The sequence below is a fragment of the Bradyrhizobium sp. OAE829 genome (assembly GCF_040546575.1).
Classification (GTDB): Bacteria; Pseudomonadota; Alphaproteobacteria; order Rhizobiales; family Xanthobacteraceae; genus Bradyrhizobium.
The window spans coordinates 7,736,062-7,759,955 of record NZ_JBEPOE010000001.1; the positions used below are offsets into that span (position 1 = coordinate 7,736,062).

The window sequence follows — 23,894 nt, forward strand, 5'->3', positions numbered from 1 at the left end:
CGTCACGATTTGCGGATGCCCAGCATTCAGATAGCGAGAATCCGAGGTCGATATGAAGCTCACATCCTATTGGTTGGACACATCGGAGCCGTGCAGGAGCGCCACCGCAGGACCGGTGCAAGGTACCTGCGACGTTGCGGTGATCGGCGGTGGCTTGACCGGTTCTTCGGCCGCTCTGGCTCTCGCCAAGAAGGGCGCGCGTGTCGTGCTCCTCGAAGCCGAGACGATCGGGCACGCGGCGTCCGGCCGGAACGGCGGCATGTGCAATAATGGGTTCGCTCAGGACTACGGCACGCTCTCGACCAAGCTCGGTAAGAAAGTCGCCGACCGGCTCTACCGGTCCTTCGACGCCGGGGTCGATACGGTCGAGCGCCTGGTGGCGGAAGAGAACATCGACTGCAGCTTCGCGCGCGTCGGCAAGATCAAGCTCGCTGCCAAGCCTGAGCACTATGACAAGCTGGCGCGCAGCCAGGAATTGCTCGCCGCCAATGTTGATCCCGACACGATGATGGTGAGCCGCGCCGAGCTGGCCGGCGAAGTGGGATCGGAGCGCTATTACGGCGGGCTGATCTACCGAAAGAGCGCCGGCATGCACGTTGGGCGTTTCGTCCGCGGCCTTGCGGAAGCGGCGGCGCGGCGCGGCGTCGATATCCACGAGCATGCGCCGATGATGGGCCTGCGACCCGCCGCCGGCGGAGGTCACGATATCGAGACACCGAAGGGCCGGCTTCGGGCCTCGCAGGTTCTGTTGGCGAGCGGCACTTCGCATACGGGGCCGCTGGGTTGGTTTCGACGCCGGATCGTGCCGGTGGGCGCCTTCCTGATCGTCACCGAGCCCTTGCCGGTCGCGACACTCGATCGGCTCCTGCCGCGGCGCCGAATGGCGGTCGATACGAAGAACCTGGTCAACTACTTCCGAACCACGCCTGACAACCGGCTGCTCTTCGGCGGCCGCGCCCGTTTCGCCATCTCCAACCCGGCCTCAGACGAGAAGAGCGGCGCGATCCTGCAGGCTGCGCTGCACGACGTCTTTCCCGAGCTTCGTACCGTGCGCATCGACTATTGCTGGGGCGGGATGGTCGACATGACGCGCGACCGGCTGCCACGCGCAGGCGAACGCAACGGCATCTACTATTCCATGGGCTACAGCGGCCACGGTACCCAGATGTCGACCCTGATGGGGACGATCATGGCGGAAGTCATGGACGGGCGCACCGAGCTCAATCCCTGGAAGGACTTCACCTGGCCGCGCCATTCCGGGCCATCTCGGTCCTCCCTGGTTCCTCCCGCTGGTCGGCGCCTATTACCGGATCAAGGATCGTTTCCAATGACCTCGACCGTTCGACACCTGACGGAAGCCGGCTTCCTCGGCAAATTCTACATCGACGGAGAATGGCGGAAGCCGAACGGATCGGCGACGGCGGTCGTCGTCAACCCGGCGACCGAGCAGCCGATCGCCGAAGTCGCGCTCGGCAATGACGAGGATGTCGAGTACGCGGTCGCCGCCGCCAGACAAGCCTTCGCCGGCTGGTCCCGCACGCCAACTGCTGGGAGGGCGGCGCTGCTCGACCGGATCCATGGTTTGCTCCTCGAGCGGCTCGAGCTGTTCGCGCAGGCAATCACGAGCGAGATGGGAGCCGGTATCACCTATGCGCGCCGCGCCCAGGTGCCGTTGGCCGCCGAACATATCCGCGTCGCGCGTGACAATCTCGCAACTTATTCGTTCATCAGTCCGCGCGGCAGCACCGCGATCATGCGCGAGGCGATCGGCGTCTGCGGCCTTATCACTCCCTGGAACTGGCCTCTCTACCAGATCACAGCCAAGGTCGGTCCGGCGCTCGCGGCGGGCTGCACGGTGGTGTTGAAGCCCAGCGAATTGTCGCCCCTGAGCGCCTTGCTGTTCGCCGAGGTGATGGACGATGCCGGTTGTCCGCCCGGCGTATTCAACCTAGTCAACGGAACAGGTCCAATCGTTGGGACCGGTCTGGCGTCGCATCCGCAGGTGGACATGATCTCGATCACGGGCTCGACCCGTGCCGGGGTTCTCGTTGCGCAAGCGGCCGCGCCCACCGTCAAGCGCGTCGCCCAGGAACTCGGTGGCAAGTCGCCGAATATCATTCTGCCGGATGCCGAACTGAGCCGGGCCGTTCCTCTCGGCGTCGGCGCCGCCTTCCGCAATCTCGGGCAATCCTGCAGCGCACCGACGCGAATGCTTGTTTCCCGCTCACACATGGCGAAGGTCGAAGTTCTGGCCGCGGCGGCTGCTTCCGAAATGGTGGTCGGCGATCCGCTTGTGGAAAGCACGACCCATGGTCCGATCGCCAACCGGCCGCAGTTCGAGCGTATCCAGGCCATGATCGGCGTCGGTCTGGAGGAGGGCGCCAAGCTTGTCATTGGCGGGCCTGGGCGGCCCGGCAATCTTCAGGCTGGCTTCTATGCGCGGCCGACGATCTTCTCGAACGTCCGTCGCGACATGAGGATTGCGCACGAGGAGATCTTCGGCCCGGTGCTGTCGATCATTCCCTATGATACCGTGGAGGAGGCAGTCGAGATCGCCAACGACACGGTCTACGGCCTCGGCGCTCATGTGCAGGGCATGGATATCGAGACGGTACGGACGGTCGCCGGGCAGATCCGGTCCGGTCAAGTCCATCTCAACTATCCCGACTGGGACCCGAACGCACCTTTTGGCGGGTACAAGCGCTCCGGCAACGGCCGCGAATACGGCCTCGAGGGAATGGGGGAATATCTCGAGACCAAAGCCGTTCTCGGGTTCTACCGATGAAACGCCACCTCTAGGGCGAGCCGTTCAAAACTAAGGCGCCGCATGTCGGCGACCCCACGAGACTATCGCCATCCCACTCTATCGGGGCATTGCCTGGCTTATGGCGGTCATCATCCAGCGCGATCTGCAGGATTGCACTGTGTCGCGCCGGCGCTGACAGCATATCGTCTCATCTGCCGCTTCTTCAATGCAATACCGTGCCGGACTTCGCCTCAGTCTGATTGCGTAATGCCGTCGAACCCAAGATACGCTGCGGCCAGCGTCAAGTTCGTCAGATGAATATCGCCGTTCGTCTGAGAAGAGGTCGTCCATCAAGGAGATTGGAAATGCAAGTCGGTGTGCCCAAGGAAATCAAGACGCACGAATATCGCGTAGGCCTGACGCCTGGAGCCGTCCGAGAATATGTGGCGGCTGGTCACAGCGTGTCAGTCGAGGCCAATGCGGGCGCCGGTATCGGCGCGACGGACGAGAACTATCGCAAGGTCGGCGCAACGATTCTGGAGTCCGCGCGCGACGTATTTGCATCGAGCGATATGATCGTAAAAGTTAAGGAGCCTCAGCCCTCCGAATGGGCGCTGCTTCGAGAGAACCAGATACTGTTCACTTATCTGCATCTGGCGCCCGACCCGGAGCAGGCGAAGGGCCTCCTGAAGTCCGGATGCACGGCAATCGCCTACGAGACCGTGACTGATGGCCACGGCGGACTTCCTCTCCTTGCGCCAATGAGCGAAGTCGCGGGTCGGCTCGCGATCGAAGCGGCGGGTGCGGCCCTGCGGCGGTATGCCGGGGGGCGAGGGCTCTTGATGGGTGGCGTACCGGGCGTTCAACCGGCGCGCGTCGTGGTGCTCGGAGGTGGCGTAGTTGGTACGCATGCAGCGCGCATGGCGGCAGGCTTGGGTGCCGAGGTCACTATTCTCGATCGGTCGATACCGCGGCTTCGTGAACTGGATGAGTTGTTCGAAGGACGTGTTCGTACCAGGTACTCGACGATTGAGGCCATCGAGAACGAGATATTTGCCGCCGACGTTGTCATTGGCGCAGTGCTCGTTCCCGGTGCGAGCGCGCCGAAACTTGTCAACCGCGGCATGTTGAGCTCGATGCGCAAGGGGGCAGTGATCGTGGATGTAGCTATAGATCAGGGGGGATGCTTCGAGACATCGCGTCCGACGACGCATGCCGACCCAACTTACGAGGTGGACGGCGTTATCCACTACTGCGTCGCCAATATGCCGGGAGCTGTTCCGCTGACCTCAAGCCAGGCTTTGAACAACGCCACGCTGCCGTTTGGTCTGGCACTCGCCAACGAGGGTTTCGCAGCCGTGCTGGAAGATCCGCATCTGCGTGCTGGCCTGAATGTCCATCGTGGTCGGTTAACGTATCAGGCCGTAGCCGAGAGTCTCGGCCTGCCATGCTCCCCGATCGAGCAGGTTGCCGCCTGATCTGCTCCAAGAGGTCCCCAAGAGGTCCCTATGGGACATTTCCTCCCCAACTTGAGCCACTCCTTCGGAGTGGCTCCCTTTTTCGCTGCCAGACCCCGGCATCATCAAGAGGCAGACTCTTTCCCCAACGGGCGCACCATCGCGCCAGCGTTCATGATGTCCGCTGGATCAAAGGCGGTTTTGATACGGCGCATCGCAGCGATGCGGCCGGCGTCGCCGTACCGCTCCAGAAGATGCTTCTTGAATCGGCCGACGCCGTGCTCCGCGCTAAACGTGCCGCCGAGCGCTGCGGCCGTGTCGTAGAGTTGCAGCGACAGGCCGCTCTCGATCCGGTTGGTGAACTCTATCCGGTCGACGTCGGGAGGCACCAGCACGTTGTAGTGCAGATTGCCATCGCCGACGTGTCCATAGACGGACAGCTCAAGATCCGCGTCATACGACCGTACCTGCGAGCCGGCTAGATCCAGAAAACGCTGAATAGCGGAAAGCGGTACAGAAATGTCGTGCTTCACCGACCCGCTCCGGCGCTTCTCGCCCTCCGGGATGGTCTCGCGTACCTCCCACATCGCGGTCCGTTGCGATTCGCTCTGCGCCAGGAAGGCGTCCTCGATCCATCCGGACTCGATCGCTTCGGCCAGAACGGCTTCCATCAGTCCGTCGAGATCGAGATGGCGCGAGGAGGAGGTGAGCTCGGCAAGTACGGTGCCCCCAGTGCCGGCGCGGACGGAGGGCAGGTTGGTCATCGCTTCGCTCGCGAGCGCGATTGATCGGGCCGTCATGAATTCGAACGTGGTAAGCAGGTCCGCGGATTCGCGACGTACCAGGGCGAGAAGCTCGGCGAGCGGGGCGCCCGTCGCGAGCTTCAGCCAGGCGGTCGCGCGGCGGATCGGCAAGGGCGCGAGGCGCAACACAGCGCCCGTGACGATGCCGAGAGTTCCCTCGCTTCCAACGAAGCACTGTTTGATGTCGTAGCCCGTATTATTCTTCCGTAGTTTTCGCATGTCCGAAACCACCGTGCCGTCCGACAGAACCGCTTCGATCCCGAGGAGCAGATCGCGAGTCATTCCGTATCTGACGACGGACAGTCCGCCGGCGTTCGTTCCGATGTTGCCGCCGATCCGGCAACTGCCTTCCGCGCCGAGGCTGAGCGGCAACAGAAGGCCGGCGATCGCAGCAGCGTCCTGTACGTTCTTCAGGATGGCGCCGGCGTCGACGGAGATGCTCATGGAGAGGGGATCGACTTCGCGGATCCTGTCCATCCGCTCGAGGCTCACGATGATCTGCCGTCCGGAGGCGTCCGGCGTCGCACCGCCGCAGTAGCTCGTGTTGCCGCCCTGCGGAACGATACCGATGCCTTGTTGTGCCGCCAGCCGCACGATGTCGGCGACCTGCTTCGTCGTCGCCGGCCTCAGTACGGCCAGCGTTGACCCCGTGAAGAGCTGGCGTTGATCCGTTGTGTAGGTAGCGATCCGCTCCGGGTCGTCAATGACGCCCCCGACGTCCAGAAGGTCGCAAAAGGCGTGAACGTGTACCGACTGAGACATGCTTCAGCTCCCGATTTGGTGTCGGATCATCTTCGTGCGTTTGAGCGGCATTGCTTGCCGTTCGGTGGCGGTTCCGAAGAAACCAATGCCGAAATGCCACGATGTTCGGCAGTTCGCGCCACTGCAGCCTGATACTGATCGCCTTCATCGCGAGCCCTTTCGGACTTCAGAGGAGGCAATCAATCACTCGCCAGACAATCTATCGGGGGCCAGTGTTCGAAATGGCGCGCCGCCAGTTCGATGGCGTCGCCGCGCTGGCCATTGCGCTCGAGGAACTGATGGGTCGTACTGCACTCGCCGGAAGGGTGGCCTTTCTGGAGGAGCTGCCGCGGAGCCCATGGGATCCGGGCGTGTTGCTGCCCGAAGCGACCCTTCAGGTTTCATTCCTCAAAGACCTTTTGACTCACCGCAAGCCGACCAGCCCCTATACTTTCGTCAACTTTCTCAAGGAGACGGGCCGGCTCGACGATTTTGTCAATCTACGAACACCTTTTCCATATCGCATTGACTTCGCCCTATACATTGAGTGGGTGGCCAACCAAGTTTGGGAATTGACCTGCCGGGGGCAAGCCGTCACCCGGGTGATAGCGGTCGAGGGTGACGGCGGCGCGATCGTTCGGCCGAAGGTTCGGCGAGGCACCTTGCAATGCGCGCAGCAAACCGCCGGAGCGTCGGTCAGACACATCACTATCGAGTTTGGAGCGAGTGCAAGGTCGTAAAACGTTGTCTCCGAGTCGGGCATGCCACCTTTGCAGAGGCAGCCTTCGGGCGACAGCATGCTCAATCCATTCGTCGGCTTCTTCGACGCGCTAAGGACGATATCGCTTGGTGCGGGTGCTGATGGCCGATACATCGAGGCTGAGTGCCGAGCACCGGCTGCCGTCGGCCTAGAATGAAAAGGCGGGCGCGTGCGTGTACGAGCATCCTAGCGATCGCGAGGCTTGCCCAAATTGGCCCTTGATGGATTGGAACGAGAGTTCAAGTTTTTCAATTAGTGCGCACGATGTGTGCACCGGGAGATTAAAGAAAATCTTGGTACAGCTAGCGTAAGCCAGCCAGCTAAGCGCTCGTCGTGCCAACGCGTTGCATTACGTTGGCTGGGGATATGGTCTGAATTCGCAGGCACAGGATGGCAGGAGACAACTTCCCCTCATGGAATGTGAGGTTACGCCCGCTTTATCTCTTGCCGATTCTTCCGTTTGTTTCGACTACAATGGTTCTGCTGAGCCAACAGGCCGGTCTTCACCACGAGCCTGATCGTCGAGCACCGCAATGTGCCGTTCAGCCGCAACCAGTCGCAAACCGCGTCGGCGCTCGCGCAGCTTGCGGAAGTCGTCTCCGGCGTGGTGCGAGGAGCGTGTCAGCGGCGTGGCCGACACCAGCAAAAAACCCTTGGCATAGGCGACCTTCTCATAGGCGTCGAATTCATCAAGGGGCACGAAGCGTACGACGGCGTGGTGCTTGCGTGTGGGTTGGAGATACTGGCCGATAGTCAGGAAGTCGACGTCGGCGGAACGCAAATCGTCCATCAATTGCAGCACCTCGCTCCGGTCTTCGCCGAGGCCGACCATGATTCCGGACTTGGTGAAGATCTGTGCGTCGAGTTCCTTCACGCGCTGCAGCAGCCGGACCGAATGGAAATAGCGCGCGCCCGGCCGCACCGTGAGATATTTCGACGGCACGGTCTCCAGATTGTGGTTGAACACGTCGGGTTTCGCCGCGACGACGGTTTCGAGCGCGCCCGTCTTGCGCAGAAAATCCGGGGTCAGGATTTCGATCGTCGTGGCCGGGCTTGTCGCGCGGATGGCCGCGATCGTCGCCGCGAAATGTGCCGCACCGCCGTCGGCAAGGTCGTCGCGATCGACCGAGGTGACGACCACATGCTCCAATCCGAGCTTGGCGACGGCTTCGGCGACCTTGACCGGTTCATGGGCGTCGAGCGGTCCGGGCAGGCCGGTGCGCACGTTGCAGAAAGCGCAGGCGCGCGTGCACGTGTCGCCCATGATCATGAAGGTCGCGTGCTTCTTCGCCCAGCACTCGCCAATGTTCGGACAGCTGGCTTCCTCGCAAACGGTCACGAGCTTGTTCTCGCGCACGATGCGCTTCGTCTCGGCCCATTGGGCGGAGCCGGGAGCTTTCACGCGGATCCACGCGGGCTTGCTCTGCAGAGGCGTGTCGGGTCGTTTGGCTTTCTCAGGGTGACGCGGCCTGTCGGGCCGCATCCCTTCTCGCGGATCGTTGTTGAGGAGATCGAGTATGACGGTCATTTGGTCAGCCTCGCGAGTGCGGCAGATCGCGGACATTCGACTATCCAAACGAAGTTCGTCAACTCGATTCTTCTTCCTCCGGCAGCGAGCCCTTCGTGACCTGGCGCGGCGTTGTGCGGGCGCTCTCGCCGCGCGCCCGTCGGCAGGGTTCCGGCTTCTGGTCTTGCATTTGGTATCCGTCGGCGCGCCGGTCCGACATTTCGGGCGATCGGTCCACCTGGTTTTCCGGAGCCTCGGACAGAATCCATTCTGATCGCATCGCAGGCTGCGACGGCTCGCATCGCAATCTTCAGCAAAATGAATGACATGGGCGGGAACCGTCGTGCCCTTCGCGGTCTGGCACGAATGCTGCACCACTATCTACAAAAGAAGCTATCCGCAAAAAAGCGGCAGCTCAAGAACAGGCGATGTGAGGGGACGTTCCGATGCCAGCCAGTATTCAATTCATCACCTAGAGCCACGGGCGATATCGCCTGCATGGTATTGCGCGTCTCCGCACACTGCGGAGCGCAATGAATGTTGACGCCTGACTACGGCTTGGCCTGCAAGGGAGAAGGTAATGAAGGTCGCGGACGCGCATGATCTGGATCCGCTGGAAACCCGGGAGTGGCTGGATGCCTTGTCGGCGGTCCAGGGCCATCGCGGCAATGACCGCGCCGGGTTCGTCGTCAACGCGGTGATCGACGCCGCGCGCAGCGGCGGCCTCAGCATTCAACAGACGTTGACCACGCCCTACTGCAACACGATCCCGCCGGACCAGCAGCCGGCGCTGCCGGGCGATCGCGCAATCGAGCACAAGCTTCGTTCGATCATCCGATGGAACGCTCTGGCCATCGTTCTGCGCGCCAACAAGGAAAGCTCGGAGCTTGGCGGCCATATCGCGAGCTTCCAGTCCGCTGCCACACTCTACGACATCGGATACGGCCATTTCTGGCACGCGCCGACGGACAGCCATGGCGGCGATCTGATCCTGGTGCAGGGGCACTGTTCGCCCGGCATCTATGCGCGCGCCTTTCTCGAAGGACGGCTGAGCGAGGAGCAACTTCTCGGCTTCAGGCAGGAAACCGGTGGCGGGGGCTTGTCGAGCTATCCGCACCCCTGGCTGATGCCGGATTTCTGGCAGTTCCCGACGGTGTCGATGGGACTGGGGCCGTTGCTGGCAATCTATCAGGCGCGGTTCTTGAAGTATCTCCAGAACCACAAGCTGGCCGAAACATCCAACCGCAAGGTTTGGGCCTTCATGGGCGACGGCGAAACCGACGAGCCGGAATCGCTCGGCGCGATCTCGCTGGCCGGTCGCGAAAATCTCGACAATCTGATCTTCGTCATCAACTGCAACCTCCAGCGGCTCGACGGGCCCGTTCGCGGCAACGGCAAGATCGTCCAGGAGCTCGAAAGCGTTTTTCGCGGCGCGGGCTGGAACGTCATCAAGGTGCTGTGGGGTTCGGGCTGGGATCGCCTGCTCGAAAAGGACAAGAGCGGATTGCTGCTGAAGCGCATGGAGGAGTGCGTCGACGGCGAGTACCAGGATTTCAAGAGCAAGAGCGGCGCCTATATTCGCGAACACTTCTTCGGCAAGTACGACGAACTGAAACAGCTCGTCGCCGACATGAGTGACGACGAAATCTGGAAGCTCGCGCGCGGCGGCCACGATCCGGAAAAGGTCTTTGCGGCCTACGCAGCGGCGGTGAAGCACAAGGGCCAGCCCACGGTGATCCTGCCGAAGACCGTCAAGGGCTACGGCATGGGCGAGTCCGGCGAAGGCCAGATGATTGCGCATCAGGCCAAGAAGATGACGCAGGACGCGCTTCGCGGCTTCCGCGATCGCTTCCAGGTGCCGGTCGCAGACGAGGACCTGGCCAAGGTTCCCTTCCTCCGCCTGCCGGAGGACAGCCCGGAGATGAAGTATTTCCGTGCGCAGCGCGAAAAGCTCGGCGGCAGTCTGCCGCAGCGCAGGCGCACGTCAGCATCCCTGCCAATTCCGCCGCTGTCGACGTTCCAGCGGCTGCTCGACGCCACCGGCGAGCGCGAAATTTCGACCACGATGGCGTTCGTGCAGATGCTCGGCACTCTCGTGCGCGACAAGGCAATCGGCAAGCACATCGTGCCGATCGTGCCTGACGAATCCCGGACCTTCGGCATGGAAGGCATGTTCCGCCAGCTCGGCATCTATTCATCGGTCGGCCAGCTTTACCGGCCGCAGGACGCCGATCAATTGATGTACTACCGCGAGGACAAGACCGGCCAGGTGCTGCAGGAGGGCATCAACGAAGGCGGCGCGATGTCGAGCTGGATCGTCGCGGCGACGTCCTACTCTACCAATAACGTGCCGATGATCCCGTTCTACATCTATTACTCGATGTTCGGCCTGCAGCGCGTCGGCGATCTCGCCTGGCTCGCCGGCGACATGCGTGCCCGCGGATTCCTGCTCGGCGGTACCGCCGGCCGCACCACGCTCAACGGCGAGGGGCTGCAGCATGAGGATGGCCACAGCCACGTGCTAGCCGCCACCATCCCGAACTGCATCTCTTACGATCCGACCTTTGCCTACGAGGTCGTGACGATCATCCGCGAAGGCATGCGCCGCATGTACGAGGCGCAGGAGGATGTCTACTACTACATCACCCTGATGAACGAGAACTATCAGCATCCTTCGCTCGCCGAGGCAGGCAAGGGCGCGGAGGAGGGGATTCTGAAGGGGCTCTATCTCCTGAAGAACGGCGGAGAGACGGCGAAGAAGGGACTTCGCGTCCAGCTCGTCGGCTCAGGCACGATCCTGCGCGAGGTGATCGCGGCCGCCGATCTGCTCAAGGCCGACTTCGGCGTCACCGCCGACATCTGGAGCGCGACCAGCTTCAACGAACTGCGCCGTGACGGCATGGCGGCCGAGCGCTGGAACCTGCTGCATCCGACCGAGCCGCGCCGCAAGAGCTGGGTGGAAGCGCAGCTCGAAGGACATCCCGGGCCGGTCGTGGCCTCGACCGACTACATGCGCAATTACGCCGATCAGATCCGGGAATATGTCCAGGCAGCCGGCCGTCGCTACGTCGTGCTCGGCACGGACGGTTTTGGCCGCAGCGACTATCGCGTGAAGCTGCGAAAATTCTTCGAGGTCGATCGCCACTACGTCGTCGTCGCCGCGCTCAAGGCGCTCGCCGACGACGGAGCGATCAAGCCGGCGATCGTGGCCGAAGCTATCGCCAAATACAAAATTGACACCGGGCGTGCTGCGCCCTGGACCGTGTGAGCCAGCGGAGCCGAGGACAGAGCGATGAATGGTCTGATCGACATCAAGGTTCCCGACATCGGTGACTTCAAGGACGTCCCGGTGATCGAGGTTTTCGTCAAGCCCGGCGACAAGGTAAAGGCCGAAGATCCCTTGGTTTCGCTGGAGTCCGACAAGGCGACCATGGAGGTGCCGTCGCCGCGCGATGGCGTGGTGAAGTCGGTGGTCGTGAAGGTTGGCGACAAGGTAAGCGAAGGCGCGGTGATCGTACAGTTCGAGGGCGCCGGCGCCGAGCAGGCCGAGGCGCGCCCGGTCGTCAGCGCTCCGCCATCTCCGGTCAACGCACCGGCTGGAGTTGCCGAGGTGCGAGTCCCCGATATCGGCGACTTCAAAGACGTTCCGGTCATCGAAATCTTCGTGAAGGCCGGCGACAGCGTGAAAGCGGAGGATCCGCTGATCGCGCTCGAGTCGGACAAGGCGACGATGGAAGTGCCAGCGCCTCTCTCGGGCACCGTGCGCGAGATCAAGGTCAAGACCGGTGACAAGGTCAGTGAGGGCTCTATCATCCTATCGCTCACAACTGGGGCAACACCGTTGCAGGCCGACATCCCTCCCGTGTCACCGCCTGCGTCCTCGTCGACCACCGCCGCTGGAACGGCGGTGGTCGGCGCCTTTGACGAAAAAAGCTTCGCGCTCGCCTATGCCGGTCCGGCCGTGCGCAAGCTGGCGCGCGAACGGGGTGTCGATCTCGGCAAGGTCAAGGGCTCGGGCAATCACGGCCGCATTCTGCGTGAAGACGTCGAAGCCTTCGGCAAAGGCGAGGCACCTTCGGCGAAGCCGCAGGCAGCGGCCGCAAGCGGAGGCGGCGTCGGCGGCATCGACCTTCTGCCCTGGCCCAAGGTCGATTTTGCAAAATACGGGCCGGTCGAACGCAAGGACCTCGGCCGCATCAAGAAGATCTCCGCGGCCAACCTGCACCGCAACTGGGTCGTCATCCCGCACGTCACGACCCACGACGAGGCCGACATCACTGATCTCGAACAATTCCGGGTGACGATGAACAGGGAGTTGGAGAAGAGTGGCGTAAAGCTCTCGCTCCTGCCGTTCATGGTCAAGGCCGCGGTCGCGACGCTGCAAAAATTCCCGGAATTCAATGCCAGCCTCGACGGCGACACGCTCGTCTACAAGAACTACTGGCACATCGGCTTTGCCGCGGACACGCCGAACGGCCTGATGGTGCCTGTGATCCGTGACGCCGACAAGAAATCGGTGCCCGAAATCGCCAAGGAGATGAACGTCCTCGCCAAGCTCGCGCGCGAAGGCAAGATCAAGCCCGACCAGATGCAGGGTGGGACTTTCTCGATCTCCTCGCTCGGCGGCATCGGCGGCATCTATTTCACGCCGATCATCAATGCGCCCGAAGTCGCGATCATGGGCGTCTGCAAGGGTTACTGGAAACAGCACTCCTCCGACGGCAAGACATCGAACTGGCGGCTGACGCTGCCGTTGTCGCTGTCTTGGGACCACCGTGTCATCGACGGAGCGGCGGCCGCGCGCTTCAACGTCTACTTCGCCAGCGTGCTCGCCGATCTGCGGCGCGTGCTGTTCTGAGACCGGGGGAAAGCAGCATGGCTCAGCAGATCGAAGTGAATGTCCCCGATATCGGTGACTTCAAGGACGTTGCCGTTATCGAGGTCCTGGTGAAGCCCGGTGAGACCGTCGCGGTCGACACCAGCCTCATCATGGTGGAATCCGACAAGGCGTCGATGGAGATTCCATCTTCCCACGCCGGCGTCGTCAAGGAAGTCAGGGTCAAGATCGACGACAAGGTGAGTGAAGGATCGACCATCCTCGTGCTGGAGGCAGAAGGCGCGGCCGCAGCGCCGAAGCCCGCGCCAGCATCGCAGCCGGCGGCGACCGCCAGCCCGCCGCCGGCCGCGCCTTCGGCCGCGTCCTATGCCGGCAAGGCGGACATCGAATGCGACGTAGTGGTGCTGGGCGCCGGTCCCGGTGGCTACTCGGCCGCCTTCCGCGCCGCCGATCTAGGCATGAAGACCGTGCTGGTCGAACGTTACGACACGCTCGGTGGCGTGTGCCTCAACGTCGGCTGCATCCCGAGCAAGGCGCTGCTGCATACGGCTTCCGTGGTCGACGAAGTCAAACATCTGCCCGACCACGGCATCTCCTTCGGTGCACCGAAGATCGACCTCGGCAAGCTGCGCGGCTTCAAGGACGGCGTGATCAAGAAGCTGACCGGCGGCCTGGCCGGCATGGCGAAGGCCCGCAAGGTCGAGGTTGTGACCGGCGTCGGCGCCTTCCTCGACCCGCACCACCTCGAAGTCGTCTCGGCTGGGGCTAAGAAGACGGTCAAGTTCGCCAACGCCATCATCGCTGCCGGCAGCCAGGCCGTGAAGCTGCCGTTCCTGCCAGAGGATCCGCGCATCGTCGATTCGACCGGCGCGCTGCTACTGAAATCGATCCCCAAGCGCATGCTGGTGATCGGCGGCGGGATCATCGGTCTGGAAATGGCGACGGTCTATTCGACGCTCGGTGCACGCATTGACGTTGTCGAAATGCTCGACGGCCTCATGCAGGGAGCCGACCGCGACCTGGTCAAGGTCTGGGAGAAAATGAACGCGGGCCGTTTCGACAAGGTCATGCTGAAGACCAAAACGGTGGGTGCGAAGGCGACGGAAGCCGGGATCGAGGTGAGTTTCGAGGGCGAGCAGGCGCCTGCCGGGCCGCAGGTCTATGACCTCGTTCTGGTCTCGGTCGGCCGCAGCCCGAACGGCAAGAAGATTGGCGCCGAGAAGGCCGGCGTTGCCGTGACCGAGCGAGGCTTCATCGACGTCGACAGGCAGATGCGCACCAATGTGGCGCATATCTTTGCGATCGGCGACGTCGTCGGCCAGCCGATGCTGGCGCACAAGGCGGTGCATGAAGGCCATGTCGCCGCGGAAGTCGCGCATGGCGAGAAGTCCTATTTCGACGCGCGGCAGATTCCGTCTGTCGCCTACACCGATCCTGAGGTAGCCTGGGCCGGGAAGACTGAGGAACAGTGCAAGGCCGAGGGTCTCAAGGTCGGCAAGGCGGTGTTTCCATGGGCGGCGTCGGGCCGCGCCATCGCCAACGGCCGCGACGAGGGCTTCACCAAGCTGCTGTTCGATACGGCGACCCATCGCGTGGTCGGCGGCGGCATAGTTGGCACCCATGCCGGCGACCTGATCAGCGAAATCTGCCTGGCGGTCGAGATGGGCTGCGAGCCGGCCGACATCGGCAAGACCATTCATCCGCATCCGACGCTGGGCGAGTCCATCGGCATGGCGGCCGAGGTGTTCGAAGGCCACTGCACAGACCTGCCGCCGCAAAAGAAAAAGTGACGCTGAAGTCCAATCAATTGCCAGAACAAGGGTGCGGTTGAAATGAAGGAGGCAGTCATGGTTTCAAGAACGTGGCGGATTCTGATCCTTCTCGCATTTGTTTTGCTTCCGCCCAAGCTGGCGTCGGCGGCGGAGGCGCATTGGCCCCAGACGCTCACTCTCGGCACCGCGTCGGAAGGCGGCACCTATTACGTCTATGGTGAAGGGTTGGCTCGATTGCTCTCGCGAGAACTCGGCATTGCGGTGGTGGCGCGACCGACCGGCGGCCCGGTCGACAATATCAAGCTGATTGAGGCCGGTGAAATTCAGCTGGCCTTCGTCACACAAGGCGTGGCGTTGCAGGCCTGGAATGCCAACGTTGCCTGGACCGGTGGGCGGCAATACCGAAGCATGCGCGCCATGTTCGCGATGTATGATACGCCGTTTCAGTTTCAGGTGCTCAGCGACTCGCCGATTCAATCGTTTGCCGAATTCGCCGGCAAACGCATCGGTGTCGGCCCCGAGGGCGGCACCACCGCCGCCTACTTTCCCGAGTTCCTCAAGGCGCTGAAGATCGATGCCATCCTGGTCCATGGTGATTGGGCGGAGCTCGCGGAGAAGTCGGTGGCGCGAAGCATCGATGCGCTCGCGGTCGGCGCCGGCGTACCGGCTCCGATGCTTATCGATATCGAGCGAAAGGCGAAGGTGCGCTACCTGCCTCTCACGCGGCAGGAGATCGCAACGCTGCGCCTGACGATGCCGGAACTCTCCGCATCCGTTGTCGCTGCGGGTTCGTATCCAACCTTGCGGCGCCGTTACGACACGGTCGGGCTGTTCAATTTTGCCGTTGCGCACAAGGATCTGCCTGACGATCTGGTCACAGCCATCGTCAACACAGTGTTCGCCAATAACGAGCAGATGATCGAATTTCATCCGGCAGCGGCGGAAACGATCCCCTCGAACATCACGCGCAATAACTTCATTCCGCTGCATGGCGGCGCTGTCAGTTGGTATCGCAGCAGGCTTACGCCCGGGGTTGTGAATGCGGACTGAGAAGCAGTCTTTAGGGAGGGAATAAGATATGGCAACAGCTGCAACGACAGGCGGTCCCCATTCCGTAAAATGGTATCAGCACCTCTACGTGCAGGTTCTGGCTGCAATCACAGCCGGCGTATTACTGGGCCATTTTTATCCTCAGCTTGGCGAGCAGATGAAGCCGCTCGGCGATGCGTTTATCAAATGCATCAAAATGATCATCGCGCCGATCATCTTCTTCACGGTTGTGCACGGTATCGCCAGCATGCGCGACATGAAGAAGGTCGGACGTGTTGGCTTGAAGGCATTGATCTATTTCGAAGTGCTGACGACGGCTGCGCTGATTATCGGGCTTATCGTTATCAATTTGTGGAAGCCTGGCGTCGGCATGAACCTCGATCTGTCGACCGTCGACACAAAATCGATAGCGGCCTTCACCGCAAAAGCGAAGGAGCAGGGCACGGTCCAGTTCCTGATGGACATCATCCCGTCGACCGTCGTCGGCGCTTTTGCCAATGGCGAAATTCTGCAGGTGTTGTTCTTTGCAATCCTGTTTGCATTTGGCTTGCAAGCTCTCGGTCAACACGGTGAGGGCGTGCTGCGGCTGATTGATGTCGTGAGCCATGTGTTCTTCAAGATCGTGGGTTACATCATGAAACTTGCGCCGATCGGAGCGTTCGGTGCAATGGCGTTCACGATCGGCAAGTATGGCGTGGCGACGCTGATCTCGCTGGCGAACTTCATGTTGGCGTTTTACGTAACATGCCTGTTGTTCGTCTTCGTCGTGCTCGGCTCCGTTGCGGCCCTTAGCGGCTTTTCGATCTTCAAGTTCATCCGTTACATCAAGGAAGAGCTCCTGATCGTGCTTGGCACGTCGTCGTCTGAATCGGTGCTGCCGCGCATGATCGCCAAGACCGAAAATCTTGGCTGCGAAAAGTCGGTCGTCGGATTGGTTATTCCGACCGGTTATTCGTTCAACCTCGATGGCACTTGTATTTACCTGACAATGGCCGCGATCTTCCTGGCGCAAGCGACGAATACGCCCCTGACGATCTGGCAAGAGCTCGGCATCATCGGCGTTCTGCTCCTTACGTCCAAGGGCGCCGCTGGTGTCACGGGATCCGGCTTCATCGTCCTGGCCGCAACACTTGCATCCGTCGGGACGATTCCGGTCGCGAGTATCGCCTTGATCCTTGGCATCGACCGCTTCATGTCGGAGGCGCGCGCGCTCACCAACCTCATAGGAAATGGCGTTGCGACCGTCGTCGTCGCCAAGTGGGAAGGGGCGCTCGATGAAAGAGTGCTCCATCAACGTCTAAATCAGGAGCGCGATGCCGAGGCTGATGATCCGGAGTCGGTAAAGATTGCGGATGACGAGATGGAGGCAGGCGCGCCCCGGCCAGTCGTCGCTTGACCCTAGAAACGGCAGAGGCTGCCAGCCTGGAGCCTGTTACCGAGCTTGGCAACGGCTTGGGCAGCGCAGGGAACATCAAACGAGGAGTTGAATATGACTGATGTCGTAATTGTATCCGCCGCGCGGACGCCGGTTGGTTCCTTCAATGGAGCGTTCGGCTCGCTGACTGCCCACGAACTCGGGGCTGTGGCGATCAAGGGCGCGCTCGATCGCGCCAAGGTCTCGCCCGGTGACGTCGATGAGGTGATCCTGGGCCAGGTATTGTCCGGCGGGGAGGGGCAGAATCCGGCGCGGCAGGCCGCCATGGCGGCCGGCATTCCGCAGGAGAAGACGGCGTGGGGCATGAACCAGCTTTGCGGTTCGGGCCTGCGGTCGGTGGCGCTCGGACTGCAGCAGATCGCCAATGGGGATGCGAAGGTCATCGTCGCCGGCGGCATGGAGTCGATGTCGATGGCGCCGCATCTGTCGCACATGCGGAACGGGACCAAGATGGGCGACACCAAGTTTGTCGACTCCATGCTGAAGGACGGCCTGCTCGATGCGTTCCACGGCTATCACATGGGAGTCACCGCGGAGAACATCGCCACCAAATGGCAGATCACCCGGGAAGAGCAGGACGCGTTCGCCACCAGCTCGCAGAACAAGGCCGAAGACGCGCAGAAGGCTGGCAGGTTCAAGGACGAGATCGTTCCCGTTACCGTCAAGACCAGGAAGGGCGACGTCGTCGTCGACCAGGACGAATATATCCGTGCGGGCACGACGCAGGACGCGTTAGCAAAGCTGAAGCCCGCCTTCAACAAGGAGGGCACGGTGACCGCCGGCAACGCCTCCGGCCTCAACGACGGCGCGGCAGCTTTTGTGTTGATGAGCGCTGACGAGGCCACCAAGCGCGGCCTTACCCCGCTTGCGAAGATCGTGTCCTGGGCGACCGCCGGCGTCGATCCGGCGGTTATGGGGTCGGGCCCAATTCCGGCGTCGCGCAAGGCGCTCGAAAAGGCCGGATGGAAGGTTGGGGATCTCGATCTCGTCGAGGCCAACGAGGCGTTCGCGGCGCAAGCGATCGCCGTTAACAAGGACATGGGCTGGGATCCGTCGATCGTGAACGTGAACGGCGGCGCCATCGCCATCGGCCATCCGATCGGTGCATCCGGTGCACGCGTTCTGACGACGCTGCTGTTCGAGATGCAGAAGCGCGGTGCCAAGAAAGGCCTTGCCACGCTGTGCATCGGTGGCGGCATGGGCGTCGCTCTGACGGTCGAGCGCTAAGCCCGCGAACTGGCCCGGTCGTTGCGACCAGAGCGAGATGCGGACGGCAGAGGCCGTCCGCATACGACAACGGCTTCTCGAGAGCCGAGAAATACAAGTTGAACCGATCAGGAACAGGAGGAGACACAATGTCCAGAGTTGCAGTGGTGACGGGCGGCACGCGAGGCATAGGCGAGGCGATCTCGATCGCGCTCAAGGCGGCCGGCTACAAGGTGGCTGCGAGCTATGCCGGCAACGATGAGGCGGCGGCGAAGTTCAAGAGCGAGACCGGCATCAACGTCTACAAATGGGACGTGTCGAGCTACGACGCCTGCGTCGCAGGTCTCAAGCAGGTCGAGGTCGATCTGGGTCCGGTGGAGGTGCTGGTCAATAACGCTGGAATCACCAAGGACGGCATGTTCCACAAGATGACGCCGGACCAATGGTATGCCGTCATCAACACCAACCTGAACTCGCTGTTCAACATGACGAGGCCGGTGTGGGAAGGCATGCGCGAGCGCAAGTTCGGCCGCGTGATCTGCATCTCCTCGATCAACGGCCAGAAGGGCCAGATGGGCCAGGTCAACTACTCCGCCGCCAAGGCGGGTGATATGGGCTTCGTCAAGGCTCTGGCCCAGGAGGGAGCTCGCTCCGGCATCACCGTCAACACCATCTGTCCCGGCTACATCGCCACCGAGATGGTCAAGGCGATCAACCCCGAGGTCGTGGCCAAGAACATTCTTCCGCTGATCCCGGTCGGCCGCTTGGGCGAGCCGCACGAGATCGCGCGAACGGTCCTGTTCCTGGCATCCGACGATGCCGGCTTCATCACCGGCTCGACGATATCCGCAAACGGCGGCCAGAGCATGGTCTGAGGCATCGCGATGTCGACGCAGCCACAAGGGGATCTGACGACACGAACGCTCGCCATGCCTGCGGATGCAAATCCGAGCGGCGATATCTTCGGCGGCTGGGTGCTTTCCCAAATGGATATCGCGGGTGGCATCCATGCCGGCCAGCGTGCGCAGGGGCGTGTTGCGACGGTGGCAATCGAGGCGATGCATTTCATCAAGCCGGTCCATGTCGGAGACGTTCTCTGCGTGTACGCCGCGGCCGAGCGGGTGGGGCGGACATCGCTGGCGATCCGCCTGGAAGCCTGGGCGCTGCGCCGCCGCCTGGGGGACCGTGTGAAGGTGACCGAAGGCATCTTTACGTTCGTCGCGCTCGACGCCGAAGGACGGCCGGCGCCGATCGCAGGCGCCGGACCCGATCAACCGCCAAGGAAGGCATCGTGACCGACGGCGCCGCCACAAATTGACACCGCACCAATCACTCATGAAGGAGACGGACATGTCTGACAACAAATCAACGCCGAACATAGATTGGGGCCTCCCCGGGTTCGACTTCGCCAAGCTCATCGAATCCTGCCAGATCAGCGGCGTCGACATGATGTCGTTGATCGACATGGAGAAGAAGAGCATCGACGCGCTCACCGAGGTCAATCGTTCGGCCTATGAGAGCTGGCGAAACCTGATGGTGCGGCAGACCGAGGTTTTCCAGGAAACCATGAAGGCGATCGCCGCAGAGGCAGGCAGCGAAACCGTTGCGGGGCGGCGCACCGAGATCGCCCGGCAGGGATTCGAGAAAGCGCTCGCCAACATGCGCCAGCTCGCCGAGACCGCGACCGAGTCCCAGAAGCAGACGATCGAAATCATGCACCAGCGCTTCGAAGAGGGGATGGCTGCGATGCGCGCCCGTGGCGGAAGCGCCTGAGAGCTGCTGACCGAACACGAGCAGGAGAGGGGCGCATCCGCCTCTCTCTCGAACCAAGAGTAGAATCGGGGAATATGATGGATCAGGATCAGGATCTGAAGGAAGCCGCACTCGAATATCATCGCCTGCCGAGGCCGGGGAAGATCTCCGTCGTGCCCACGACGTCCATGGCAACGCAACGCGATCTGGCGCTGGCGTATTCGCCCGGCGTGGCGGAGCCTTGCCTGGTCATCGCCAAGGATCCGTTGCAGGCCGATGAGCTGACGGCGCGCAGCAACCTCGTGGCCGTCATTACCAATGGCACCGCCGTGCTCGGTCTCGGCAATATCGGCCCGCTGGCGGGCAAGCCGGTCATGGAAGGCAAGGCATGCCTATTCAAGAAGTTCGCGGGAATCGACGTATTCGACATCGAACTCGCCGAGAACGATCCTGACGCCCTGATTGAGACGATCGCCAGGATGGAGCCGACCTTCGGCGGCATCAACCTGGAGGACATCAAGGCGCCGGAATGCTTCTACATCGAACAGAAGCTGCGCGCCCGCATGAAGATTCCCGTCTTTCACGACGACCAGCACGGCACCGCGATCATCGCGGCGGCGGCGATCCTCAACGGGTTGAAGCTGGTCAAAAAGGACATCGCTGATGTCAATCTGGTTTGCTCCGGCGCCGGCGCGGCGGCGCTGGCATGCCTCGATCTCATCGTCAGCCTCGGGTTGCGACACGATCGGATCATCGTGAGCGATGCAAAGGGGGTGGTCTATGCCGGCCGCACTGAGGGCATGGACGACAACAAGGCGCGCTATGCCGTGAAGACGGAAGCGCGAAAGCTGGACCAGATCATCCAGGATGCGGACATCTTCCTCGGCCTGTCGGCCGGCAACGTGCTGACGCCCGACATGGTCAAGAAGATGGCGCGAGATCCCCTGATCTTCGCCATGGCCAACCCGATCCCCGAAATCATGCCGGAGGACGCGCTGGCCGTTCGTCCGGACGCGATCATCGGGACAGGACGGTCGGACTACCCCAACCAGATCAACAACGTGCTGTGCTTCCCGTTCATCTTCAGGGGCGCACTCGATTGCGGAGCGACCACCATCAACGAGGAGATGAAGCTTGCGACGGTCCGCGCGCTTGCGGATCTGGCCATGACCGAAGTGCCCGAGGTGGTTGCCGCCGCGTATAAGGGAGAGGGGCTGCGCTTTGGTCGCGACTATCTCATTCCCAAGCCGTTCGACCCGCGTCTCATCGAAATGATCGCCCCGGCGGTAGCCAAGGCCGCCGCCGACACCGGCGTCGCCAGGCGTCCGATCGTCGATATGGAAGCCTATCGGCAGAGACTTGGACGGTTTGTCTATCAGTCGGGCAACGCGATGCAGCCGGTCTTCTCGGTGGCGAAGGGGAGTGGCAAATCGCTCCTGCTGGCGGAAGGCGAGGATGAGCGGGTGCTGCGCGCGGCACAAGTCATCGCTGACGAGAGGATCGCAAAGCCGCTGCTTCTCGGTCGGCCGTCGATGATCGAAGAGCGGATCAAGGCGTTCGGTCTCCGGCTCCAGCCGGGCAGCGATTGCGAGATCATCGATCCGCATGATACGCAGGTCTATTCCAAATGCGCCGACGTCTACCATGCGAGCAGGAAGCGCGATGGCGTGTCGGCCGCGCTGGCGCTGTCGGAGACACGGAGCGACGCGACGGTGCTCGCATCGATCCTGCTCGAGAGGGGCATCGGCGATGCAATGCTGTGCGGGGTCATCGGCCGGACCGCCGATCACCTGGCCGCCATCCGCAACGTGATCGGGACGCGGGAGACCGTGCGGACGCTTGCGGTGATGCAGATGCTCATTCTGCCGCAGCATCAGCTGTTCATTTGCGACACCCACTGCAATCTCAACCCGACCGCCGAGCAGGTCGCCGACATCGCATTGCTGGCGGCCGCCGAGGTCAGGCGGTTTGGCATCACGCCGAGGGTGGCGCTGTTGTCGCATTCGAGCTTCGGTAGCTCGGCTGTCCCGGAAGCGCACAAGATGCGGGAGGCGCGCACGATCATACGCGAACGATCGCCGGATCTGGCGGTGGAAGGCGAGATGCGCGGCGATGCCGCGCTGTCGCAGTCGGTGCTTGATCACGAGTTTCCCGATTCCGGCTTCGTCGGTCCGGCGAATGTGCTGGTGATGCCGAATCTCGACGCCGCCAATATCTCCTACAATCTGTTGCGGATGGCCGCGGGACAGGGGCTGACCGTGGGAGGCATTCTGCTCGGGGCGGCAAAGCCGGCCCATATCCTCACACCATCGTCCACGGTGCGGCGCATCGTGAACATGGCTGCCGTCGCGGTCGCAGACGCCGTTTCGGAGCGAGCTTGACCGGGACGCGCTTGGACGAGCTGTGAACTCGATCGGTCGAGGCCATCATGAGTGAGCCGAAGTTGGGAAAATCCCGCATCGTGATCGTCGGAGGCGGAGCCGGCGGTTTGGAGCTGGCGACGCGCCTCGGCGACAAATACGGGCGCAAGGGAAAGCTCGACATCACGCTGATCGAGCGAAACCGCACGCATGTGTGGAAGCCGAAGCTGCACGAAATTGCCGCCGGAAGCATGGATATCTCCGCTCACGAGGTCGACTACCTCGCGCAATCCTACTGGCACGGCTTTCGCTACCGGATCGGGGAGATGATCGGGATCGATCGGGACCGCCGTCAGGTGCTGGTGGCGCCGTATTTCGACGCCGAGGGCCGCGAGGTCACGCCGAAGCGGACCTTTGACTATGATGTCCTTGTCATCGCCGTCGGAAGCCAGAACAACGACTTTGGTACGCCCGGAGTCGTGGAGCATGCGATCAAGCTTGAATCGCAGGCGGACGCACGACGGTTCCACGAAAGAATGGTCAATGCATGTATCCGCGCGCATGCACAATCCTCGCCTCTGGGCGCGCACCAGTTGAAAGTCGCCATCATCGGCGCCGGCGCGACCGGCGTTGAACTTGCGGCAGAGCTCCACAGGACAACACGTGAAGTGGTGGCGTATGGCCTCGATCAGGTCGATCCCCAGAAGGACATCAGGATTACGCTGATCGAAGCCGCCGAACGGGTGCTTCCCGCGCTACCGGAGCGGGTTTCAAAAGAGACGGAGAAGTTGCTTGGCAGGCTCGGGGTCAATGTGCTCGTCGGGGCCAAGGTCGCCGAGGTCGGTTCCGACCAGGTAAGTCTGGCGGAGGGCCGGACGATCCCCGCTGAGCTGATCGTATGGGCTGCGGGCGTCAAGGCGCCCGACGTCCTGAAGGATATCGCCGGCCTCGAAACCAACCGCATCAATCAGCTCGTTGTCCGGCCGACGCTGCAAACGACACGTGACGACGATATCTTTGCCATCGGCGACTGTTCGGCCTGCTCGTGGGGAGAACACGGCAATGTGCCGCCGCGCGCGCAGGCGGCTCATCAGCAGTCCTCCCATCTCTACGCTCAGATTCCGAAGCACTTGCAGGGCAAGCCGTTGAAGGACTATCGGTACAGGGACTTCGGATCTCTGGTGTCGCTCGGTGAATTCAGCACGGTCGGCTCGATGATGGGCGCGCTCGTCGGCGGCAATCTGGTCTTCGCCGGCATCTTCGCGCGGATGATGTACCTGTCGCTCTACAAGATGCACGAACACGCGTTGCATGGTTCGGTGAAGGTGGCGCTCGATACGCTGGCCCGCCTGATCACCCGGCGCACCGAGCCGCACGTGAAGCTCCATTGATTGCAGGGCATGGATGGGATGGGTGCTGTGTCGGCCGTTGTGCACATGATTGGCGGTGAGGCACTGCGCCGAACCTG

General features: G+C 62.3%; 16 protein-coding genes and 1 pseudogene. 15 read left to right on the forward strand and 2 right to left on the reverse strand.

Annotated features, from left to right (window positions below):
* The first annotated feature begins 52 nt into the window (after positions 1 to 52).
* From ABIE49_RS36660 to ald, 3 genes and pseudogenes are all read left to right on the forward strand, one after another.
* Positions 53 to 1,331, forward strand: a pseudogene (locus tag ABIE49_RS36660) (NAD(P)/FAD-dependent oxidoreductase).
* Positions 1,328 to 2,785, forward strand: a complete 1,458-nt coding sequence (locus ABIE49_RS36665) for an aldehyde dehydrogenase family protein (protein ID WP_192734682.1) — start codon at positions 1,328 to 1,330, stop codon at positions 2,783 to 2,785. The pseudogene ABIE49_RS36660 and the gene ABIE49_RS36665 overlap by 4 nt, the downstream one beginning before the upstream one ends.
* A gap of 326 nt (positions 2,786 to 3,111) precedes the next feature.
* Complete coding sequence (gene ald, locus ABIE49_RS36670) at positions 3,112 to 4,224, forward strand: alanine dehydrogenase (RefSeq protein ID WP_192734683.1); 1,113 nt, start codon at positions 3,112 to 3,114, stop codon at positions 4,222 to 4,224.
* 104 nt (positions 4,225 to 4,328) lie between these two features.
* Here ald and ABIE49_RS36675 read toward each other — a convergent pair whose 3' ends face one another.
* Positions 4,329 to 5,768 (reverse strand): FAD-binding oxidoreductase, encoded by a 1,440-nt coding sequence (locus tag ABIE49_RS36675; RefSeq protein ID WP_354067160.1) that lies wholly within the window; start codon positions 5,766 to 5,768, stop codon positions 4,329 to 4,331.
* A gap of 101 nt (positions 5,769 to 5,869) precedes the next feature.
* On the opposite strand from ABIE49_RS36675, the gene ABIE49_RS36680 reads away from it, so the two are divergent.
* Positions 5,870 to 6,487 carry a SidA/IucD/PvdA family monooxygenase gene (locus ABIE49_RS36680; protein ID WP_210337146.1) on the forward strand — a complete coding sequence of 206 codons (618 nt, stop codon included), beginning with the start codon at positions 5,870 to 5,872 and terminating at the stop codon, positions 6,485 to 6,487.
* A 489-nt stretch (positions 6,488 to 6,976) separates the two neighbouring features.
* Here ABIE49_RS36680 and lipA read toward each other — a convergent pair whose 3' ends face one another.
* On the reverse strand, positions 6,977 to 8,035 hold the full coding sequence (gene lipA, locus ABIE49_RS36685) for a lipoyl synthase (RefSeq protein WP_354067161.1): 1,059 nt from the start codon (positions 8,033 to 8,035) through the stop codon (positions 6,977 to 6,979).
* Positions 8,036 to 8,594: 559 nt separating this feature from the next.
* Here lipA and aceE point away from each other — a divergent pair.
* The 11 genes from aceE to ABIE49_RS36740 all read left to right on the forward strand — a co-directional run bounded on the left by aceE (position 8,595) and on the right by ABIE49_RS36740 (position 23,817).
* On the forward strand, positions 8,595 to 11,282 hold the full coding sequence (aceE, locus tag ABIE49_RS36690) for a pyruvate dehydrogenase (acetyl-transferring), homodimeric type (protein ID WP_192734684.1): 2,688 nt from the start codon (positions 8,595 to 8,597) through the stop codon (positions 11,280 to 11,282).
* A gap of 24 nt (positions 11,283 to 11,306) precedes the next feature.
* Positions 11,307 to 12,872 (forward strand): dihydrolipoyllysine-residue acetyltransferase, encoded by a 1,566-nt coding sequence (locus ABIE49_RS36695; RefSeq protein WP_192734685.1) that lies wholly within the window; start codon positions 11,307 to 11,309, stop codon positions 12,870 to 12,872.
* Positions 12,873 to 12,889: 17 nt separating this feature from the next.
* A complete protein-coding gene (gene lpdA / locus ABIE49_RS36700) occupies positions 12,890 to 14,641 on the forward strand; it encodes a dihydrolipoyl dehydrogenase (RefSeq protein WP_192734686.1) in 1,752 nt (583 codons plus the stop codon).
* Between the two features lie 57 nt (positions 14,642 to 14,698).
* The gene (locus ABIE49_RS36705; RefSeq protein WP_192734687.1) at positions 14,699 to 15,673 is read left to right on the forward strand and encodes a TAXI family TRAP transporter solute-binding subunit; all 975 of its coding nucleotides are present in this window, start codon (positions 14,699 to 14,701) and stop codon (positions 15,671 to 15,673) included.
* Between the two features lie 28 nt (positions 15,674 to 15,701).
* Entirely contained in the window at positions 15,702 to 17,069 is a 1,368-nt protein-coding gene (locus tag ABIE49_RS36710) for a dicarboxylate/amino acid:cation symporter (RefSeq protein WP_192734688.1), read from the forward strand.
* A 93-nt stretch (positions 17,070 to 17,162) separates the two neighbouring features.
* Positions 17,163 to 18,335, forward strand: coding sequence for an acetyl-CoA C-acetyltransferase (locus ABIE49_RS36715; protein WP_192734689.1), 1,173 nt, complete (start codon positions 17,163 to 17,165; stop codon positions 18,333 to 18,335).
* Positions 18,336 to 18,463: 128 nt separating this feature from the next.
* Positions 18,464 to 19,189 (forward strand): acetoacetyl-CoA reductase, encoded by a 726-nt coding sequence (gene phbB / locus ABIE49_RS36720; protein ID WP_192734690.1) that lies wholly within the window; start codon positions 18,464 to 18,466, stop codon positions 19,187 to 19,189.
* 9 nt (positions 19,190 to 19,198) lie between these two features.
* On the forward strand, positions 19,199 to 19,609 hold the full coding sequence (locus ABIE49_RS36725; RefSeq protein ID WP_192734691.1) for an acyl-CoA thioesterase: 411 nt from the start codon (positions 19,199 to 19,201) through the stop codon (positions 19,607 to 19,609).
* Positions 19,610 to 19,664: 55 nt separating this feature from the next.
* Entirely contained in the window at positions 19,665 to 20,087 is a 423-nt protein-coding gene (gene phaP, locus ABIE49_RS36730; RefSeq protein ID WP_192734692.1) for a TIGR01841 family phasin, read from the forward strand.
* A 77-nt stretch (positions 20,088 to 20,164) separates the two neighbouring features.
* On the forward strand, positions 20,165 to 22,447 hold the full coding sequence (locus tag ABIE49_RS36735; RefSeq protein ID WP_192734693.1) for an NADP-dependent malic enzyme: 2,283 nt from the start codon (positions 20,165 to 20,167) through the stop codon (positions 22,445 to 22,447).
* A 47-nt stretch (positions 22,448 to 22,494) separates the two neighbouring features.
* Positions 22,495 to 23,817, forward strand: a complete 1,323-nt coding sequence (locus tag ABIE49_RS36740; protein WP_192734694.1) for an NAD(P)/FAD-dependent oxidoreductase — start codon at positions 22,495 to 22,497, stop codon at positions 23,815 to 23,817.
* Positions 23,818 to 23,894 lie beyond the last annotated feature (77 nt).

Excerpts from the sequence above, each read along its gene's own strand:
- ald (WP_192734683.1), top strand. The coding sequence starts at position 3,112 with ATGCAAGTCGGTGTGCCCAAGGAAATCAAGACGCACGAATATCGCGTA.
- ABIE49_RS36705 (WP_192734687.1), top strand. The coding sequence starts at position 14,699 with ATGGTTTCAAGAACGTGGCGGATTCTGATCCTTCTCGCATTTGTTTTG.
- phaP (WP_192734692.1), top strand. The coding sequence starts at position 19,665 with ATGTCTGACAACAAATCAACGCCGAACATAGATTGGGGCCTCCCCGGG.
- ABIE49_RS36725 (WP_192734691.1), top strand. The coding sequence starts at position 19,199 with ATGTCGACGCAGCCACAAGGGGATCTGACGACACGAACGCTCGCCATG.
- ABIE49_RS36735 (WP_192734693.1), top strand. The coding sequence starts at position 20,165 with ATGGATCAGGATCAGGATCTGAAGGAAGCCGCACTCGAATATCATCGC.
- ABIE49_RS36675 (WP_354067160.1), bottom strand. The coding sequence starts at position 5,768 with ATGTCTCAGTCGGTACACGTTCACGCCTTTTGCGACCTTCTGGACGTC.
- aceE (WP_192734684.1), top strand. The coding sequence starts at position 8,595 with ATGAAGGTCGCGGACGCGCATGATCTGGATCCGCTGGAAACCCGGGAG.
- ABIE49_RS36710 (WP_192734688.1), top strand. The coding sequence starts at position 15,702 with ATGGCAACAGCTGCAACGACAGGCGGTCCCCATTCCGTAAAATGGTAT.
- ABIE49_RS36665 (WP_192734682.1), top strand. The coding sequence starts at position 1,328 with ATGACCTCGACCGTTCGACACCTGACGGAAGCCGGCTTCCTCGGCAAA.
- ABIE49_RS36715 (WP_192734689.1), top strand. The coding sequence starts at position 17,163 with ATGACTGATGTCGTAATTGTATCCGCCGCGCGGACGCCGGTTGGTTCC.
- phbB (WP_192734690.1), top strand. The coding sequence starts at position 18,464 with ATGTCCAGAGTTGCAGTGGTGACGGGCGGCACGCGAGGCATAGGCGAG.
- lipA (WP_354067161.1), bottom strand. The coding sequence starts at position 8,035 with ATGACCGTCATACTCGATCTCCTCAACAACGATCCGCGAGAAGGGATG.
- lpdA (WP_192734686.1), top strand. The coding sequence starts at position 12,890 with ATGGCTCAGCAGATCGAAGTGAATGTCCCCGATATCGGTGACTTCAAG.
- ABIE49_RS36695 (WP_192734685.1), top strand. The coding sequence starts at position 11,307 with ATGAATGGTCTGATCGACATCAAGGTTCCCGACATCGGTGACTTCAAG.
- ABIE49_RS36740 (WP_192734694.1), top strand. The coding sequence starts at position 22,495 with ATGAGTGAGCCGAAGTTGGGAAAATCCCGCATCGTGATCGTCGGAGGC.
- ABIE49_RS36680 (WP_210337146.1), top strand. The coding sequence starts at position 5,870 with ATGTTCGGCAGTTCGCGCCACTGCAGCCTGATACTGATCGCCTTCATC.